Annotated in this window: 12 protein-coding genes; 5 read left to right on the plus strand and 7 right to left on the minus strand. The window is 70.1% G+C overall.

What is annotated here, in order from left to right; translation table 11 throughout:
• Window positions 1-18: 18 nt before the first annotated feature.
• Complete coding sequence (kdpB, locus tag ACH4K4_RS09795; protein ID WP_398166074.1) at window positions 19-2,214, minus strand: potassium-transporting ATPase subunit KdpB; 2,196 nt, start codon at window positions 2,212-2,214, stop codon at window positions 19-21.
• A 633-nt stretch (window positions 2,215-2,847) separates the two neighbouring features.
• On the opposite strand from kdpB, the gene ACH4K4_RS09800 reads away from it, so the two are divergent.
• The 3 genes from ACH4K4_RS09800 (at window position 2,848) to ACH4K4_RS09810 (ending at window position 9,122) form a co-directional block, all read left to right on the plus strand.
• The gene (locus ACH4K4_RS09800; protein ID WP_398166075.1) at window positions 2,848-3,132 is read left to right on the plus strand and encodes a hypothetical protein; all 285 of its coding nucleotides are present in this window, start codon (window positions 2,848-2,850) and stop codon (window positions 3,130-3,132) included.
• A gap of 207 nt (window positions 3,133-3,339) precedes the next feature.
• Entirely contained in the window at window positions 3,340-3,804 is a 465-nt protein-coding gene (locus tag ACH4K4_RS09805) for a hypothetical protein (protein WP_398166077.1), read from the plus strand.
• Window positions 3,805-3,998: 194 nt separating this feature from the next.
• A complete protein-coding gene (locus ACH4K4_RS09810) occupies window positions 3,999-9,122 on the plus strand; it encodes a toxin glutamine deamidase domain-containing protein (RefSeq protein ID WP_398166324.1) in 5,124 nt (1,707 codons plus the stop codon).
• Window positions 9,123-9,145: 23 nt separating this feature from the next.
• On the opposite strand, the gene ACH4K4_RS09815 is transcribed toward ACH4K4_RS09810, so the two are convergent.
• Both ACH4K4_RS09815 and speB read right to left on the minus strand, forming a co-directional pair.
• Window positions 9,146-10,147, minus strand: a complete 1,002-nt coding sequence (locus ACH4K4_RS09815) for a HEAT repeat domain-containing protein (RefSeq protein ID WP_398166079.1) — start codon at window positions 10,145-10,147, stop codon at window positions 9,146-9,148.
• 204 nt (window positions 10,148-10,351) lie between these two features.
• Entirely contained in the window at window positions 10,352-11,338 is a 987-nt protein-coding gene (gene speB, locus ACH4K4_RS09820) for an agmatinase (RefSeq protein WP_398166080.1), read from the minus strand.
• Window positions 11,339-11,451: 113 nt separating this feature from the next.
• Here speB and ACH4K4_RS09825 point away from each other — a divergent pair, with 113 nt between their 5' ends.
• Entirely contained in the window at window positions 11,452-12,246 is a 795-nt protein-coding gene (locus ACH4K4_RS09825) for a phosphatase (protein WP_398166081.1), read from the plus strand.
• Window positions 12,247-12,401: 155 nt separating this feature from the next.
• On the opposite strand, the gene ACH4K4_RS09830 is transcribed toward ACH4K4_RS09825, so the two are convergent.
• The 4 genes from ACH4K4_RS09830 to ACH4K4_RS09845 form a co-directional block, all read right to left on the minus strand.
• On the minus strand, window positions 12,402-13,493 hold the full coding sequence (locus ACH4K4_RS09830) for a cation diffusion facilitator family transporter (RefSeq protein ID WP_398166083.1): 1,092 nt from the start codon (window positions 13,491-13,493) through the stop codon (window positions 12,402-12,404).
• A 73-nt stretch (window positions 13,494-13,566) separates the two neighbouring features.
• The gene (locus ACH4K4_RS09835; protein WP_398166085.1) at window positions 13,567-14,451 is read right to left on the minus strand and encodes an acyl-CoA thioesterase; all 885 of its coding nucleotides are present in this window, start codon (window positions 14,449-14,451) and stop codon (window positions 13,567-13,569) included.
• 45 nt (window positions 14,452-14,496) lie between these two features.
• Window positions 14,497-15,702, minus strand: a complete 1,206-nt coding sequence (locus ACH4K4_RS09840) for an acyl-CoA dehydrogenase family protein (protein WP_398166087.1) — start codon at window positions 15,700-15,702, stop codon at window positions 14,497-14,499.
• Window positions 15,703-15,782: 80 nt separating this feature from the next.
• Window positions 15,783-16,442 carry a TetR/AcrR family transcriptional regulator gene (locus tag ACH4K4_RS09845; RefSeq protein WP_398166088.1) on the minus strand — a complete coding sequence of 220 codons (660 nt, stop codon included), beginning with the start codon at window positions 16,440-16,442 and terminating at the stop codon, window positions 15,783-15,785.
• A 176-nt stretch (window positions 16,443-16,618) separates the two neighbouring features.
• Here ACH4K4_RS09845 and ACH4K4_RS09850 point away from each other — a divergent pair, with 176 nt between their 5' ends.
• A complete protein-coding gene (locus tag ACH4K4_RS09850) occupies window positions 16,619-18,250 on the plus strand; it encodes a carboxyl transferase domain-containing protein (RefSeq protein WP_398166325.1) in 1,632 nt (543 codons plus the stop codon).
• The last annotated feature ends 1 nt before the right edge of the window (window position 18,251 follow it).

Genomic DNA, 18,251 nt, shown 5'->3' on the forward strand with positions numbered 1-18,251 from the left:
GGACGCCGCCCCGTCTTCTCAGATGCCCGGCACCAGCTGGAGCACCAGGTCGATGAGTTTGATGCCCAGGAACGGCGCGACGAGTCCGCCCAGCCCGTACACGCCGAGGTTGCGCCGGAGCATCGCGTGCGCCGAGGCCGGCTGGTAGCGGACGCCGCGCAGGGCCAGCGGGATCAGCACCACGATGATCAGCGCGTTGAAGATGATGGCCGAGGCGATGGCCGAGGTCGGACTGTGCAGGCCCATGATGTTGAGCGCCCCCAGCCCCGGATAGGCGGCGGTGAACATGGCGGGCACGATCGCGAAGTACTTCGCCACGTCGTTGCAGATCGAGAAGGTCGTCAGCGCGCCACGGGTGATCAGCAGCTGCTTGCCGACGGCGACGATCTCGATGAGCTTGGTGGGGTTGGAGTCCAGGTCCACCATGTTCCCGGCCTCTTTCGCCGCCGAGGTGCCGGTGTTCATGGCCACGCCCACGTCCGCCTGGGCGAGCGCGGGCGCGTCGTTCGTCCCGTCGCCCGTCATCGCGACGAGGTTGCCGCCCGCCTGCTCCTGCCGGATCCGCGCCAGCTTGTCCTCGGGCGTGGCCTCCGCCATGTAGTCGTCGACGCCGGCCTCCGCCGCGATGGACCTGGCGGTCAGCGGGTTGTCGCCGGTGACCATCACCGTCTTGATGCCCATGGCGCGCAACTCCGCGAACCGGCGCGCGATGCCGTCCTTGACCACGTCCTTCAGGTGGACGGCGCCGAGCACCCGCGCGCCGTGCCGGTCGGCGACGGCCACCAGCAGCGGCGTACCACCGCCCGCGGCGATCGAGTCGGCGATCCAGCCCGCCTCCGGCGGCACCTGCCCGCCGAGCCGCGTCACCCAGTCCCGCACCGCCCCGGCCGCGCCCTTGCGCACCAGGCACCCGCCCGACCAGGCCAGATCGACACCGCTCATACGGGTCTGCGCGCTGAACGCCACCCAGCGCGCGGCCCCCATCTCCCCTTCCGTACGGATCCGGATCCCGTACTTCTCCTGTGCCAGCTCCACGACGGACCGGCCCTCCGGCGTCTCGTCGGCGAGCGAGGAGAGCTGGGCGGCGTCGGCGAGTTGGACGATCGGTACGCCGCCCAACGGCACGAACGAGTCGGCGCGGCGGTTGCCGTGCGTGATCGTCCCGGTCTTGTCGAGCAGCAGCGTGTTCACGTCGCCGGCCGCCTCGACGGCCCGTCCGGACAGCGCCAGTACGTTGCGCTGGACGAGCCGGTCCATCCCGGCGATGCCGATCGCCGACAGCAGCGCGCCGATGGTCGTCGGTATCAACGTGACCAGCAGCGCGACCAGCACGGTCAGCGGCTGCGCGGCCCCCGCGTAACCGGCCATCGGCTGCAGCGAGACCACGGCCAGCAGGAAAATGACGGTGAGCGCGGCGAGCAGGATGTTCAGCGCCAGCTCGTTCGGGGTCTTCTGCCGGGTGGTGCCCTCCACCAGCGCGATCATGCGATCGAGGAAGGTCTTGCCGGAACGGGAGGTGATGCGGACGACGATGCGGTCGGACAGCACCGTCGTACCGCCGGTGACACCGGAGCGGTCACCGCCCGCCTCGCGGATCACCGGCGCCGACTCGCCGGTGATCGCCGACTCGTCGACGGACGCGGCGCCCTCGACCACCTCGCCGTCGCCGGGCACCACCTCCCCCGCGTCCACGACCACGAAGTCGTACGGCTGGAGATCGGCCGCCGGTACGGTCTCCTCCTCGTACTCCCGCTCCGGTATCCCCACCCGCCAACTGCGCAGCCGGCGCGCGACGGTGTCGCTGCGCGTCCGGCGCAGCGTCTCGGCCTGCGCCTTGCCGCGGCCCTCGGCGACCGCTTCGGCCAGGTTCGCGAAGACGACGGTCAGCCAGAGCCAGACGCTGATCGTCCAGGCGAAGACGCTCGGGGCGAGGAGGGCGGAGAGGGTGGTGAGCAGCGCGCCGGCCGCCACGACGAACAGCACCGGGTTGCGCACGAGCGCCTTCGGTTGCAGCTTGCGGAGCGCCTGGGGGAGGGAGGCGAGGAGCTGCTTGGGGTCGAGTACGCCGCGGGCCGGGTGCCGGTGCGTGGGGCGGCGGGTGAGGTCGGTGAGTCGGGTGGGCTCGGCGAGACGCGTGCTGCCGGTGCCGTCCGCCGGGTCGGGGCCGGTGGTGGTCGTACCGTTGTACTGCTGATCCGGAGCCAGGGGCTGCATCAAGGGAGCTTTCGGGGCGAAGGAAACTTTCGGGGCGGCGGAAGGGGAGGGAGAGGAGCCTGCTGAAAGGCGCTCTCCGAGGCCCTTGAAGCTGAGGCGCCCCGCCCGGGTGGATGGGTTCTGGTTCTGAACGGGCCCGGGTCCGGGCCTGGCCCTGGTCCTGGTGTGGAACGGGCCCTGGTGCGGTTCGGTGGGTTCACTCAACCGCTCGCACGCGCCGCGCCGCGCGCCCCTGACGCACTCCTGTTGTCCAACCGGCCACGCCTTACGACCTCTTGACACCGCCCGCCTTCTTCATCCGCACGGGCGTACGAGCCGACCCGCGCACCCCGCCTGCCCGCGCGTGCCTCAAGACCCTCACGCCATTCGTTCCCGCTACGGCATCCACCTCCGCTCTGCTTGGCCGGAACGTCGCCGCCGGAGAGAACCAAACGGGTGTCAGTGGCGTGGGTTAAGTTGACCATCGCTGGCAAAATCGCCGGCGGGACCGACACCAAAGGAGGGGCATCCATGCCAGATCCCGGCATTCCGGGCAACGTTCCCGGTCAGCCACCCACGCCCCCTCCGCCTCCACCGCTTCCGCCGCCCCCCGGCTCTCCACACGGGGGCGCGTCGGGTGACGGTCCGCAGCCGGTGCCGTCCACTCCTGAAGAGGCGCTGGAAATCGGCCGTCGACACTTCCCTGCCATCGGTTCGTCCGGCGGCCCGAGTGGCCTGTTCGTCCACGAATTCGACGTCGGCTACTTGGTGCACGCGAGCTGGCCGCCCCCGGAAGACCCGCAGGCACCACCGACCGCGCCCGGCGGCAGCAACGTGGCCATCTCCAAGATCAACGGCGATGTGACGTTCCTGCCCAACCACCCGCCGGAAGAAGCGGTAAAGATTTACCACCGCTGGTACCGGCCTGGTACGCCCTGAGGGGCACCGGTCGCGTCATACGTACGCATGCACCGGTTCCGTCACCGGCGCCACCGCGCTACCGCGGCACACCGACGTCCGGCCTCGTGCCGGACCTTGGCGACATCTAGACTTCGACAAGACTTTGGCATGAACATCTCTTCGTGCATCTGATGACGGCACGGACGACTCGGGGGCGTTGTGGGAGCAGGCGGTTTCCAGACAGATGTGGAGTCGCTGAAGGCCGAGGGCACCAGCTTCGTGAAGCTGGGTGAGGACTTCCAGGACTCGGTCAAGCGGCTGATGGACGGGCTGAGCGCGCTGGGCGCCGGCCCGCCGGGCACGCCGGCGCCGGGCGGCGGCCAGAAAGAGCCGGAGAAGTCGTTCGGTGATCAGTTCATGAGCGGGCTGACGACGTTCGCCAGCAAGGCCGACGCGCCCCCGTGGGGCGACGACGAGATCGGCGAGAAGTTCGGCGTCGTCTACGAGGGCGTACGCGACGGCATGTACGAGTCGATGGGGCACCTGTCCTCGAAGCTCCAGGAGATCGGCAAGGCGCTGCGCTCCATGTCGAAGAACTACGCGGAGGGCGAGGACTTCAGCGAGTCGCTGATCAAGCAGCACGTGCCCAACCCGCAGGCAGGCGGGTCGGACAAGTTGTTCTCGCGGCTGGAAGGCCCCAGATCGCACTAAGGGCGCGGGGCGCAAGGCGGCCGACCCCGGCGTAAGGGCTACGGCCCCGCGCTCCCGGCGCAGCACACCCGCCGCTACCGCCACCACCGCCCCGTCCTTCTCACCACCAACGCCACCACACCGTCGTCACCACCTCCGCCGGTCGCCGGCGGGTCGAACACGCATTTTCACGGGGGAGTTCCGCCTTGTCTCTCATGCTGCCGGATCCGCTGGAGTGGGTCTTGGACATGCTCGGCTTCAACTGGCCGCATGCCGACGAGGACAAGCTGATCGAGTGCGCGCAGGTGTGGCGCCAGTTCGCCGCCGAGGTCTCCGGCCACCAGGCGCGCGGCAACAGTGCCGCGAGCAACGTGCTGTCGCAGAACATGGGCGACTCCATCGAGGGCTTCAGCAAGGCCTGGGACAAGTTCGCCGACGGCTCCGGCTACTTCGACGACGCCCGCCAGGCCGCCGAGATCATCGCCTTCACCCTGGAGGCCGCCGCCGCGCTGGTCATCGGCATGAAGATCGCCGTGATCACCCAGCTGGTGATCCTGGCCGCCGAGATCATCGCCGCCCAGGCCGCCGCCCCCTTCACCCTGGGCCTGTCCGAGATCGGCGCCGCCGCCGGCACCCTGGCCACCCGCGAAGTCGTCCGCCGCATCCTCAAAGAGGTCGCCAAACAACTCCTGGACGCCATCATGGAGGCGGCCAAGGAACCGGTCATCTCCGCCCTGGAGGCCATGGTCTCCGACCTCATCGCCCAGACCGTCAACCAGAACTTCGGCGCCCAAAGCGGCTACGACCTCGGCCGCACCGCCAAAAAGGGCGTCGAGGCCGGCAAGGACGCCCTGAAGAACACCGGCGAAACCCTCGGCGAATCCCTGCGCGACGGCGCCGGCAGCCGCGCCGGCCGCCGCGCCCGCCACGGCTTGGACTCCGCCGCCGGACACGGCGACAGCACAGGCGACGGAGGCGGTACCGGCGGGGGCACGGGAGACGGCGGCGGGTCCGGCAGCGGCTCACGGGACGGCGGGGGCCGCTCCGGCAACGGCTCCGGCAGTGACGGCGGCTCGGGCTCCGGCAGCGGCTCCGGTGACGGCGGCTCGGGCTCCGGCAGCGGCAGCGGCAGCGGAACGGGTTCGGGCAGCGGCTCCAGTACGGGTACGGGCTCGGGCAGCAGCAACTCGGGCTCCGGCAGCAGTGGCGGCGGCTCCGGCAACAACGGTGGCGGCTCCAGCGCGTCCAGCAGTCGCAGTGACAGTGGCGGCTCGGGCTCCCCCTCCGCCGATCACGGAAACGCAGGCACCTCCCACACCCCCCGCCCCGGCGACACCAGCCCCAGTACGGACTCAGGCTCCAACAACACTCCATCGCCCGCCGCCGCCGACCGCTCCACCCCGGGCCCGGACGGCAACCGAGACGTCCCCCGGGCCCAGCCCCTGCCGCCCCCGGACCAGCGCTCCCCCTTCGACGACGGCTACCAAGGCGGCGACAGCCACAGCCCGTACAGCAGCGGCGCCCACGCCAGCACACCCGACGGCAACACCACCCCCGCCGCGGACCACAACACGCCTTCGGACCGCCACACGTCCCCGGACGCCGCCAGCACGCAGCCGGCCCCCGACCACACCCCGGACGCAGCCCGCCCGAACCCGGACAACAACCCCAACAACGTCACCACGCAGCCCGCTCCGGACACCAGCCGCCCCACCCCCGCCCCCGCTCCGGACTCCATCTCCACCCAACCGGCACCCGACACCACCCCGGACGCGGCCCGCCCCACCCCGGACAACGGCACCACCCAACCGGCCGCCGGCCCGTCCCCCACACCCAACCCATCCCCCGACACCACGCCGCCCCCGGGCCACTCCAACTCCCCCACCCCGCCGTCCCCCGACCCGATCACCGGCAACCCGCCGACCAACACCAACACCGACGCCGGCACCCCATCGGACAACAACTCCGGCAGCGGCAGCCGCGTCTCCACTCCGCACATGAGCGCGCCCCCGCAGGGCGCGCCCGTTCAGCACTCCCCGTCCTCGGGCCAGCCGATCCAGCACCGCGACCCGGCCCCCGGCGACCCCATGCCGAGGGTGGACGAGAGCGACATCGGCGTCGCCACCCAGTCGGCCGACACCATGACCGCGCCCCCGCCCACCCAGCACCACGCGGACCCCAGCACCACCACCCCCACCACCCCGCAACAGCCGCAACAAAACACCCCTCCAGCCGCAGGCCCGGTCATAGGCGCCCCCACTACGCCCCCACAAGGCGCCACCACCCCCCGCAGCAACACTCCTCCCAGCACCACCCCCACACCCTCCTCACCCACCAACCGTCGTCCCGACGGCTCACAGGCAATCCGCGACGTCACCCAGCAGCGCCAGCCCGAGCGCCCCGCCTACAACCGCCGCCTCGACGGCCCGCGCCGCGACACCCCCACCACTCCGCCGCGCGACAACCGCCGCCCGGACGGCTCACAGGCCATCCACGACCACACCCAGCAGCCCCGCCCGGAACGCCCACCCCACAACTCCCGCCCCGACAGCCCCACCCACCCCGAAACAACCAACCGCCCCAATCAGACGCCCACCACCCCGAACCCCCAAACCCCCAGCGCCCCTACCCCCACCACTCCCCACCCGAGCCAGCAGCCGCACAACCAGCAGCCCTCACAGCAACAACCCCACCACCAGCAGAATCCGTACACCCAGCAGCCTGCCCCCCAACCCAACCCGTACCAGCAGCAACCCCATCCCCACCCCAACCAGCCCCAGCCCACGCTCCAAAGCCACACTCCCATCCCCACACCCACGCCCCACCAAACACCTCAGAACCACCAGCAGGCCACGCCACAACACCAGCCCCCGCAGCACCAGCCTTTCCCCCAGCAGCCCACACCGCATCACCCTGCTCCCCACCAGCAGCAGGCCCCGCAGCAACCAGTACCGCACCCACAGGCGCCTCCCCATCAGCAGCCATACCAGGCGCCGATCCCCCAGGACCCCAACCGCCCGAGCATCAACCACGTCCGCGCCAGCCTGAACCACGCGCCCAGCGGCCTGTATTCGCCCTACCCACACGACCAGCAGGCGCTGGAGGCGAACTTCCCGCGGAACCCGGACGGGTCTCCCCGACCGTTCAACGACCCGTTCGCCCCCTGGGCCCAGTACCAGAACGACGGCGGCCCCACCGTTCTCGGCCGCTCCAACAACTGCGCCGACTGCACCCGATCCTTTATGGAGTCCTGGTACGGCAACCCGCAGGTGTCCGCCGTCCGCACGTACGACCCGGACGGCCAAGGCGGCATCGACCGCGCCTCCGGCGAACGCGACGGTACCCGCAACATCGAGCAGTGGGCGGGCACCCAGTTCCGCAACTCCGGCCCGAACTCCCAGGATGCCTACGCGCGCATCGCCGACGAACTACGTCAGGCCGGCCACGGCGCAGCGGCCGCGGTTCTGGTCACCTGGCCCAAGAAACCCAACGGCGACCCCGGGGGCGCCCACGTCTTCAACGCCGTCAACCACAACGGCCACGTCGTATGGGTCGACAGCCAGACCGGCGAAATCAGCCATCAGCCCATCAACACGGCAGCCGATGGCGTCTGGCACCTCACCCTCGACGCCAACCGCACTCCATACGACCCCACCCAGGCCCAAACTCAAACCCCCCACCAGCAACAGCCCCACCTGCACTCTCAGCAGAACCAGTCACAGCACCAACCGCAGAACGCCCCACAACCGCACCAGCAGCAAGCTCCTCATACTTATTCACAGCAACCCCAGCCGCATCCGCAGCCAGGGCCGTATCAACCATCCCCTCAGCTTCACCATCAGCCCTCCCTCTACTCGCAACACCCCCACCCTCAGCCGCCGAACCCGCACAGCCAGTCGAACCCCTATCACCCAACATCGCCATCCGAACACCCCCACCCCGGTGTCCGGCCGGGTTCGCCAGGCCTGCCCAACCCGAGCCACCCGCCCCTCGATCCGGGAAGCGCCCCGAGTCACTCAACGTCTGACGCTGCCAGCCCTTCGCACACGAACGAGAACGATCCCGACCAGCGTCCGTACACTGATCCGCGGGACCGGGGCACGAGTGACACCTCAGCCCAAGACACCGAGGGAAACAGAGTTTCCGAGGCCGAGGATCGGCTCTCTCGCGAGTACGGCCTTACTCCCGATGCCTTGCAGGAGGAACTCCGCAGGCAACGGGACGTTCACCGGGTCGGTCTGGACGATGTTCACCAGCAGCTCAACAACTGGGCGGACAACGGGCAGCTGGCACGAGTTCTGCGTCTCACATCCGGTGATTCCGAGCACCCCGAAGATGTTGGTCGCAAGCCGGCGATGTTTACACGACGCCAGTTGTCCGAATTGCTGCCAGGGTTCGAGCAGATGAAGCACGGCGAGCAGATGGCGGTCATCTCATCGCTCGGCAGGATGAGCCTCAGTTTCCACCGTCGCCAGGGCGTGGGAAGTAGCCCCGAGGCAGTGACGCATCCGTACCGATCGGCGGACGAAGACCCTGCGAAGCCGGGCACCAAGGACAGCAACGCAAAGAACGCCAGGGAGTCGCTCGGCGTGCGCGGCCACCGGAAATCAGGCCGAAAGTATATGTCCGACCTCAAGGACGTGTTCTCTGACTCCAAGAAAGCCAAAAAACACAGCCCCGACTGGACCGACCGGAACTACGCGGTACTGGAGGTGCAGGGGCCTCCTCCGGACCACGAAATCACCTACGTGGTCGACGCCTCGGTTCCGGCCGGCGAGAAGAAGGTCAGTCCCCGCCATTCGGAACGTCATCTCATGCAGTGGCTAGACCGAGTGAACGAGGGTAAGAAGGAGCATGAACAATTCAAGCCGACGGGACTTTACACCGAGCGTGAGCCTTGCGGCGAGGGGCAAGGACATGCCCGCTGTTCAGAAGTCCTGCTTGACCAGCGGTTGGAAGATGTACCGATCTACTACAGCACCACCTATCGCACGGACCCACAGGGCCTCGTCGACCGGGACCGAGTAACCGACGAGCGCGATCAGGTACTCGCGACCGTCCCTGGCCTCACACACGAGCAAACCAGGGATGAAATCGCCCGACGATTGGCAGAACGGTACGGATCAAACAGTAGGCGTATCCCCAAGGCTCTGGCCGAAATCGACGGCAAGGATTTCACGACCGCACAGAAGAAACTCCGGGACGTCATCACCAGCGAATACAAGAAGAAGCGTGACGACGCCCGGACTCACAAGGAAAGGGCAATGGTCGCGGAAATGGACAGGCACGTCAGCGCTCTACAGCAAACCTGGCACCGCCTCCTGCCGCAGCTTGCCTAAAGCCCTACTTCCCAACGCGCGTGTCAGATACGCAATGCTCCCCTGAAACGCGCGTTGGGAACATCCGCGCGGGTGGTGGCCAGCCAGCCATGCAGGCGCATGGTGTCCTTGCGTGCCGATCTGGGGTCGAATGACAACTGAAACGCCGCGTCATGGGCATCCGTGACCCCTTCGGAGAATTGGGCGATATCAGCTGGGGCGACATGGGAGTCCTCCCCCGCATCGATGAATGTTCGCTCGAAAGGAAGCGGCTCTCCGATCCACTCAGGATCACCGTAGGTACTGTACGCTCGAACGACCTCTCCGTACCGAGCGACTCGCCATACATTAGAATTGTCCATGGAATCCACCGAGAAGAACTGCGCTTCGCCACAGTGCCGGCTGAATTCCTCGACCGCGTCAATCCCTGTGTACTCACGCATGAATGCGTCACCGTACATCAGGCGCCAGCCTTGGAAATCTGGAGAGATGAACACGCGGTACGCCGTATCGTCATCACCTCCCCCATCGGACGCCTCTCCGCCGACGCCCTCGATCGCGTTTTCCTTAGAACTTGTCGCTGACAAGCCCATTGCGACCGTGGCCGGCTGGAGGTCGTACAAACCGAATCCCTCGGCAAGCGTGTCGAGACGATCGGCCGGAAAGGCGATCCAGGAGCTCACGGGAAGACGCTCCGGAACTTCATCCAGCAGTTTGATGCGTACAAGGCGCTCAGCAGCGGCCCGGTCCCGGTCACTGAGCGCTTGCGCCCCACCGATATCCGCCAGGACTTGCAGGGCTGGCCTCCGAAGGTGACCTGGCCCAGATCGGCGTATGTCCTGCAGTGTCGGTACTGCGGTCTGCCCCATACGCACGAGCACGTCTTGCGCATCCGCGCCGACCGAACTGCGAGGGCCGACCAACAGTGCCAGCAACCGCGTCACCGCGGGCGCGCCGATATTGAGCAGTGCGCTTTCCGCAGCCCTTCTCGTCGCCCGGGTCCGGGAACCCAGGTCCTGTACGAGGCTCGTCACTTCGTCGCTCATGAGGCGAAACACTACGGTGACAGACTGCTGTATCTCCAGCCGCACTCGATCGACCAAGCCCACTGGCTGGATGAGGCGGAAAGTCCCGTGTTCCCCTGCCCACGGAGGCCACTACATCGGCCCCTGTATGCGAAGCGGGCCGCCGGAGGACGCAGGCGCATCGTAGCGAGCCGCCCCGCGCCCGTAGGGCGCGGGGCGTCAGGTTCAGCCGCGCGCAGCCGCGATCTGGCGGGACATGATGGTTGTGAGTTCGTATGCGGTGTGGGAGGCGGCGACCGAGGTTATTTCGGCGTGGTCGTAGGCGGGGGCGACCTCTACGAGGTCGGCGGAGACCAGGTTGCAGGTGGCGAGGCCGCGGAGGATTTCGAGGAGTTCGCGGGAGGTGAGGCCGCCGGCCTCGGGGGTGCCGGTGCCGGGGGCGTGGGCCGGGTCGAGGACGTCGATGTCGATGGAGATGTACAGGGGGCGGTCGCCGATGCGCTGGCGGAGCTGGTCGGCGACCTCGTCGACGCCGCGGCGCATGACGTCGGCGGACGTGACGATGCCGAAGCCCATCTTCTCGTCGTCGTCGAGGTCCTTCTTGCCGTAGAGGGGGCCGCGGGTGCCGACGTGGGAGAGGGCGGAGGTGTCGAGGATGCCCTCCTCGACGGCGCGGCGGAACGGGGTGCCGTGGGTGTACTCGGCGCCGAAGTAGGTGTCCCAGGTGTCCAGGTGGGCGTCGAAGTGGAGCAGGGCGACCGGGCCGTGCTTCTTCGCCATGGAGCGCAGCAGCGGCAGCGCGATGGTGTGGTCGCCGCCCAGCGTCATCAGGCGGGCGCCGCTGTCCAGGAGGTCGTCGGCGGCGGCCTCGATGGTCTCGACGGCCTCGTTGATGTTGAAGGGGTTGGCGGCGATGTCGCCGGCGTCCGCGACCTGGGCGAGTGCGAAGGGGGACGCGTCCTGGGCCGGGTTGTACGGGCGCAGCAGGCGGGACGCCTCGCGGATGGCGTTGCCGCCGAAGCGGGCGCCGGGGCGGTAGGAGACGCCGGTGTCGAAGGGGACGCCGACCACCGCGACGTCGGTCCGGCCAACCTCGTCGAGGCGGGGCAGCCGGGCGAAGGTCGCCGGGCCCGCGTAGCGGGGGACGCGGGAGGAGTCGACGGGGCCGACGGGTTCCTGGGAGGCGCCGGAAGCGGCGGATGCGGTGGTCATGGGGCTGAGAGTAGGGAGCGGGGGCCCGGGGGCCCATGGACATTTGTGACGTTGTGGCGGCAGCGTATGGACGTCGCGTCCACCGCGGGTTGCTTCAAGGGACAATGAGCCGCATGCCGATACTGCCGCCTGCTCCCAGCCGCGCCGAACTCGTCGACCATCTCGTACGGACCCGGATCGCCGGTGAGGTCGCCACGCCGCGCGAGAACAACCTCGACCACTACCGCAGACTGGCCAACGGAGACCGTCACTACTGGCTCGGGCTGGAGCTCGGGGACCGCTGGACCGACGAGCAGGACGTGCTCGCGGTGATGGCGGAGCGGTGCGGCGTCAACGACGATCCGCACCACCGGATGGGCCAGGACACCATCGGCCCCGAGCTGACGGTGGACGCCCTGGACCGTGCCGCCGCCCGGCTGCGCAAGGCCGCTGCCGGCCGGCAGCGGGTGCTGTTCGCGACCGGTCACCCGGGCGGGCTGCTGGACGTGCACCGGGCCACCGCCGAGGCGCTGCGCGCGCGGGGCTGCGACATCGTCGTCGTACCGGACGGGGTGCAGGCGGACGACGGCGTGGTGTTCCAGTTCGCCGACGTGGCGATGCTGGAGCGCGGGGCGACGCTGTGGCACACGCACTCCCCCGCGCCGATGGCCGCCGTACTGGACGGTCTGGAGCGCGCGGGGCAGGCGCTGCCCGATCTCGTCATGGCCGACCACGGCTGGGCCGGGTGCGCGGGGCAGCGCGGGATCGACGCCATCGGGTTCGCGGACTGCAACGACCCGGCGCTGTTCGTGGGCGAGGCGGAGGGAACTCTGCAGGTGACGATTCCACTGGACGACCATGTGCTGAGCCCGCGGTATTACGACCCGCTGACGGCGTACCTGCTGGGCGCGGCGGGCTTGACGGACTGAGGGAGGGGCGGGGGAAAAAGGGGCGGGAGTGGAGGGGGTGGGATAACAGGGGTAGGGGCCGGGGCCGCGAATCCGCCCCGAGGGGAACCGGGCGGGACTGCGCCCCCCAAGACGGTCCGGACGGGGCTGCGCCTCCTGAGGCGGGCTGGGCGGAGTTACGCCTTTGGCTCGTCCGTCTCCGCCTCCGCCGCTGTCTCCGTCTCCGCCCCGCGCGCCCCCGGCCGCCTCTGGTACGCCCCCGGTGTCGGGTCCAGGAACACCCGCCGGATCGCCGGGAAGCGTTGGCGCAAGCGCTGTTCCGCGTCCTCGCAGGCCCACTCGATCTCCTCGGCGGTGGACACGTCCCGGAAGTCGATCTTTGCGGCCACCAGGACCTCGCGCGGTCCCTGGACGAGCGTGACCAGCTCCAGTACGTCCACGATGTGCGCGACCGAGCGGAGTTCCGCGCGTACGGCGTCGCGCATCGGCCTGGGGAGCGGGCGGCCGATCAGGAGCTGGGCGTTGCTGCGGCCGAGCACCCAGGCCACGTACACCAGCAGCAGCCCGATGCAGATCGACGCGGCGCCGTCCCATGCGCCGGAGCCGGTGAGCTGGCCGCCCAGCAGTCCGCCCGCGGCCAGCACCAGCCCGGCCAGCGCCGCGGAGTCCTCCATGACGACGGCCTTCACGGCGGTGTCCGGGGTGTGGGCCATGTACAGGTGCAGGGAGACGCCGAAGCGGGCGGCCTCGCCCCGGGCCTGGCGTACGCCCTTGAGGAGCGAGGCGCCCTCCAGGAGGAAGGCCAGGGCGAGGATGAGGTAGGAGAGCAGGGGGTCGCCCGGGTCCTCGCCGTGGGTGAGGGTGTGGATGCCGTCGTAGACCGCGAAGACCGCGCCGCCGACGAAGGTGGCCACGGAGGCGAGCAGCGCCCATACGTAGCGCTCGCCGCCGTGGCCGAGCGGGTGGTCCTCGTCGGCCGGTTTCCCGCTGCGTTTGAGGGCGGTCAGCAGGAGGAGTTCGGTGACCGTGTCGGCGGTGGAGTGCGCGGCCTCGGAGAGCATCGCGCTGGAACCGCTGACGGCACCGCCGACGGCCTTGGCCGCGGCGATGCCGAGGTTCGCGGCGGCGGCCACGAGGACGGTGCCGGTGCTCTCCTCCGAGGCGGACGGATCAGGTGCAGCACGCAGGCCGGACGGGTCGGACGGGTCGGACGGAGCGCGCTGGCCGGACGGGTCGGGCGAGGGTACGGAGCTGCTGGAGGCGTCCATGGAGATCCAGTATGCGCACCGGACGGGCCGGAACCTCGCAGGCCCGGAGCCCCGCCGCCCCACGGCGGCTCCCTCACCCCCGCGGCACCCGGATGACCCCCTCCTGGATCACCGACACCGCCAGCTGCCCGTCCGCCGTGAAGATCCGGCCCTTGCCCAGGCCGCGGCCGCCCTGGGCGGTCGGTGACTCCTGGTCGTACAGCAGCCAGTCGTCGGCCCGGAAGGGGCGGTGGAACCACATGGCGTGGTCCAGGCTCGCGCCGACCACGTCGCCGACCGCCCAGCCGCCGCGCCCGTGTGCGAGCAGCACCGAGTCCAGCAGGGTCATGTCGGAGACGTAGGTGACCAGGCAGATGTGCAGCAGCGGCTGGTCGATGTCGCCGTCCAGCTTGCCGTGCGTGCGGAACCAGACCTGGGAGCGCGGTTCGCGCGGCCGGCCGGCGGTGCCGAACGGCGGCTCGTCCACGTAGCGGAGATCGACGGCTGCCCGTGCCTCCAGGAGGCGCTGCGCGACGCCCGGTTCGCGGAAGCGGTCGGCATAACCGGGGAGCATTTCGGCGGCGGTCGGCAGGGTCAGCGGGTCCGGTGCGTACGGCATCGGCTCCTGGTGCTCCATGCCCTCCTCGTACACCTGGAAGGAGGCGGAGAGGTGGAAGATCGGCTGGCCGTGCTGGACGGCGACGACGCGGCGGGTGGTGAAGGACCGGCCGTCGCGGATGCGGTCGACGGTGTAGACGATGGGCGCGCCGGGGTCGCCGGGCCGCAGGAAGTACGCGTGCAGGGAGTGCGGCGGGCGGTCCTCGGGGACGGTGCGCCCGGCGGCGACCAGGGCCTGGGCGGCGACCTGGCCGCCGAAGACCCGGGGCACGACGGAGGGGCGGCTGGTGCCGCGGAAGATGTCCTGCTCGATGCGCTCCAGGTCGAGCTGTTCGAGCAGGTCGGCGAGGGCGTCGTTCACGCGCGTACGGCTTTCACTCGTGCGGGGCGCGGCGGCGGCCGGCCCTCACAGGCCCATGGACTTGGCGATGATGGAGCGCATGACCTCGCTCGTGCCACCGTAGATGCGGGTGACGCGGGTGTCGGCGTACAGGCGGGAGATCGGGTACTCCTGCATGTAGCCGTAGCCGCCGTGCAGTTGGAGGCACTTGTCGATGACGACGGCGGCGCGCTCGGTGGTGAAGAGCTTGGCGGAGGCGGCGTCGGCGGCGGTCAGTTCGCCCGCGTCGTGGGCGTCCAGGGCGCGGTCGACGACGGCCTGCATGGCGTCCACCTCGGACTTGCAGTCCGCGAGGACGAACTTGGTGTTCTGGAAGGAGGCGACGGACTTGCCGAAGACCTCGCGCTCCTGGACGTACTCCTTGGCGAAGCGGACCGCGGCTGCGGCCTGGGCGTAGGCGCCGACGGCGATGCCGAGACGTTCCTGCGGGAGGTTCTGGCCGAGGTAGGAGAACGCCTTGCCCTCTTCGCCGAGGCGGTCCTCGACCGGCACCTTGACGTCGGTGAAGGAGAGTTCGGCGGTGTCGGAGGTCTTGAGGCCGAGCTTGTCCAGCTTGCGGCCGACCGCGTAGCCCTCGGAGGTGGTGTCGACGACCAGGAGGGTGATGCCGCTGCGGCGGTCTTCCCGTGGGGCTTCCTGCGCGGAGCGCAGTCCGTCAGGGGTGGTGGTCGGGCGACGGGTGGGCGCGGTGCGGGCGCAGACGATGACGCGGTCGGCGAGGACGCCGCCGGTGATGAAGGTCTTGGCGCCGTTGAGGACGTAGTGGGTGCCGTCCTCGGAGAGCTTGGCGGTGGTCTTCATGCCGGCCAGGTCGGAGCCGGTGCCGGGCTCGGTCATGGCGATGGCGGTCATCATGTCGCCGGAGACGAAGGGCGGCAGCCAGCGCCGCTTCTGCTCCTCGTTCGCGTATTTGAGGAAGTACGGGAGGCAGAGCGCGGTGTGTACGCCGGAGCCGCCGAAGCTGACGCCCGCCCGCGCGCATTCCTCGGTGATGACGGCGTTGAACTTGAAGCTGCTCTCGCCGGCGCCGCCGTACTCCTCCGGCACCTCGATGCCGAAGACGCCCAGTTCGCCGAGCTTCTTGTAGAAGTCGCGGGGGGCCTGGCCGGCCTGCATCCACTCGTCGTAGACGGGGACGACCTCGGTGGCGATGAAGTCGCGGATGGTCTCCCGGAACGCTTCGTGATCCTCGTTGAACACCGTACGACGCATCCGCCGCCCTCCTCCGGTTCACCGGCCGGCCAGGACCGGCCGTCGACTAAGCGCTTGCTCAGCCGAAAGCTACCCGCCGGTCAGTCGGGCTGTCCAGAGGTGTCCGAGGGGGTGGACGGGCCCGTGATTCCGCCCGCGGCCCCGTCCGCGCCCGCCGCGGCGAACGCCCCGCGCGCCAGCCGGTGCAGCAGCCGCGACATCTCCGTACGTCCCGGGAGCGCGCCCGGACGGCTCAGGTGCGGGGTCGAGTTGAGCAGGCCGAACACCGCGTGGACGGAGGCGCGCGCGTCCGCCTCCGCGCACGCCGGGTACACCTCGCGCACCACCTGCACCCACAGCTCCACGTACTCGCGCTGGAGGCGGCGCACCCGCTTGCGGTCGGCCTCGCGCAGCCGGTCCAGCTCGCGGTCGTGGACGGTGATCAGCGGGCGGTCGTCGAGCGCGAAGTCGATGTGCCCGTCGATCAGGGCGTCCAGCACCGCCCCGGGGGTGTCCCCGCCCGACGCGGCCCGGATGCGGCCACCCTCCAGCAGCCGTTCGCTGATGCCGACGAGCAGTTCGGCGAGCATCGCGTCCTTGCCGGCGAAGTGGCGGTAGAGGCCGGGCCCGGAGATGCCGACGGCGGCACCGATCTCGTCCACGCCGACGCCGTGGAAGCCGCGCTCGGCGAAGAGGCGGGCCGCCTCCTTGAGGATCTGCTCGCGTCGGCCGGTGGCGGCTGGGGCGTGTGTGCTGCTCATACAACTAATTGTAGACAGGCGGGTTAGTGGTCGTTAACCTGAGGGGAATGGAGTTAACGCCCATTAACCGGCGGCGCCGGTCAACCGCCGGGCCACCCCGACGTCCGTGGCAGCCGAGTGAGGGAGCCCTAGCGATGGAGCCGGTAGCGATGGAGCCGACCCGGACGGGGGGACGGATGCGCATGGACCCGACGGAGCAGGCGCCGGTGCTGGACAGCACGGCGGACCCCGCCTCGGACGCCTGGCGTGCCAACGAGGCCGCCCACCAGGAGCTGGCCGAGGAGCTGCGCGACCGCCTCGCCGCGGCCCGCCTGGGCGGCGGCGAGAAGGCCAGGGCCCGGCACACGGCGCGCGGCAAGCTGCTGCCCCGCGACCGGGTGGACGCGCTGCTGGACCCCGGCTCGCCCTTCCTGGAGCTGGCGCCGCTGGCGGCGGAGGGGATGTACGGCGGCGCCGCGCCGGCCGCGGGCGTCATCGCGGGCGTCGGCCGGGTCTCCGGCCGCGAAACGGTGATCGTCGCCAACGACGCCACGGTCAAGGGCGGCACGTACTACCCGATGACGGTCAAGAAGCACCTGCGCGCCCAGGAGGTGGCGCTGGAGAACCGCCTGCCGTGCCTGTACCTGGTCGACTCGGGCGGCGCCTTCCTGCCGATGCAGGACGAGGTCTTCCCCGACCGCGAGCACTTCGGGCGGATCTTCTACAACCAGGCCCGGATGTCCGGCGCCGGCATCCCGCAGATCGCTGCGGTCCTCGGCTCCTGCACGGCGGGCGGCGCCTACGTGCCGGCGATGAGCGACGAGGCCGTGATCGTGCGGAACCAGGGCACGATCTTCCTGGGCGGGCCGCCGCTGGTGAAGGCCGCGACCGGCGAGGTCGTCACGGCCGAGGAGCTGGGCGGCGGCGAGGTGCACTCCCGTACGTCCGGTGTCACCGACCACCTCGCCGAGGACGACGCGCACGCGCTGCGCATCGTGCGCACCATCGTCTCCACGCTCGGCGACCGCGGCCCGCTGCCCTGGACGGTGCGCCCCATAGAGGAACCCAAGGTCGATCCGGCCGGGCTGTACGGCGCGGTGCCCGCCGACTCCCGTACGCCCTATGACGTACGCGAGGTCATCGCGCGCGTCGTGGACGGTTCGCGCTTCGCCGAGTTCAAGGCCGAGTACGGCACGACGCTGGTCACCGGCTTCGCCCGCATCCACGGCCACCCGGTCGGCATCGTCGCCAACAACGGCATCCTGTTCTCCGAGTCCGCCCAGAAGGGCGCCCACTTCGTCGAGCTGTGCGACCAGCGCGGCATCCCGCTGGTCTTCCTCCAGAACATCTCCGGCTTCATGGTCGGCCGCGACTACGAAGCGGGCGGCATCGCCAAGCACGGCGCGAAGATGGTCACGGCGGTGGCGTGCACCCGGGTCCCCAAGCTGACCGTCGTCATCGGCGGCTCGTACGGCGCGGGCAACTACTCGATGTGCGGCCGGGCCTACTCGCCCCGCTTCCTGTGGATGTGGCCGAACGCCAAGATCTCGGTGATGGGCGGCGAGCAGGCCGCGTCCGTCCTCGCGACCGTCAAGCGCGACCAGTTGGAGGCGCGGGGCGAGGAGTGGAGCGCCGAGGAGGAGGCCGCCTTCAAGGCGCCGGTCCGCGAGCAGTACGAGACGCAGGGCAGCGCCTACTACGCGACCGCGCGGCTGTGGGACGACGGGGTCATCGACCCGCTGGAGACCCGCCGGGTGCTGGGCCTGGCGCTGACCGCCTGCGGCAACGCGCCGCTGGGCGAGCCGGGCTACGGCGTCTTCCGGATGTGAG

This window comes from Streptomyces sp. NPDC017529 (assembly GCF_044329785.1).
GTDB lineage: Bacteria > Actinomycetota > Actinomycetes > Streptomycetales > Streptomycetaceae > Streptomyces.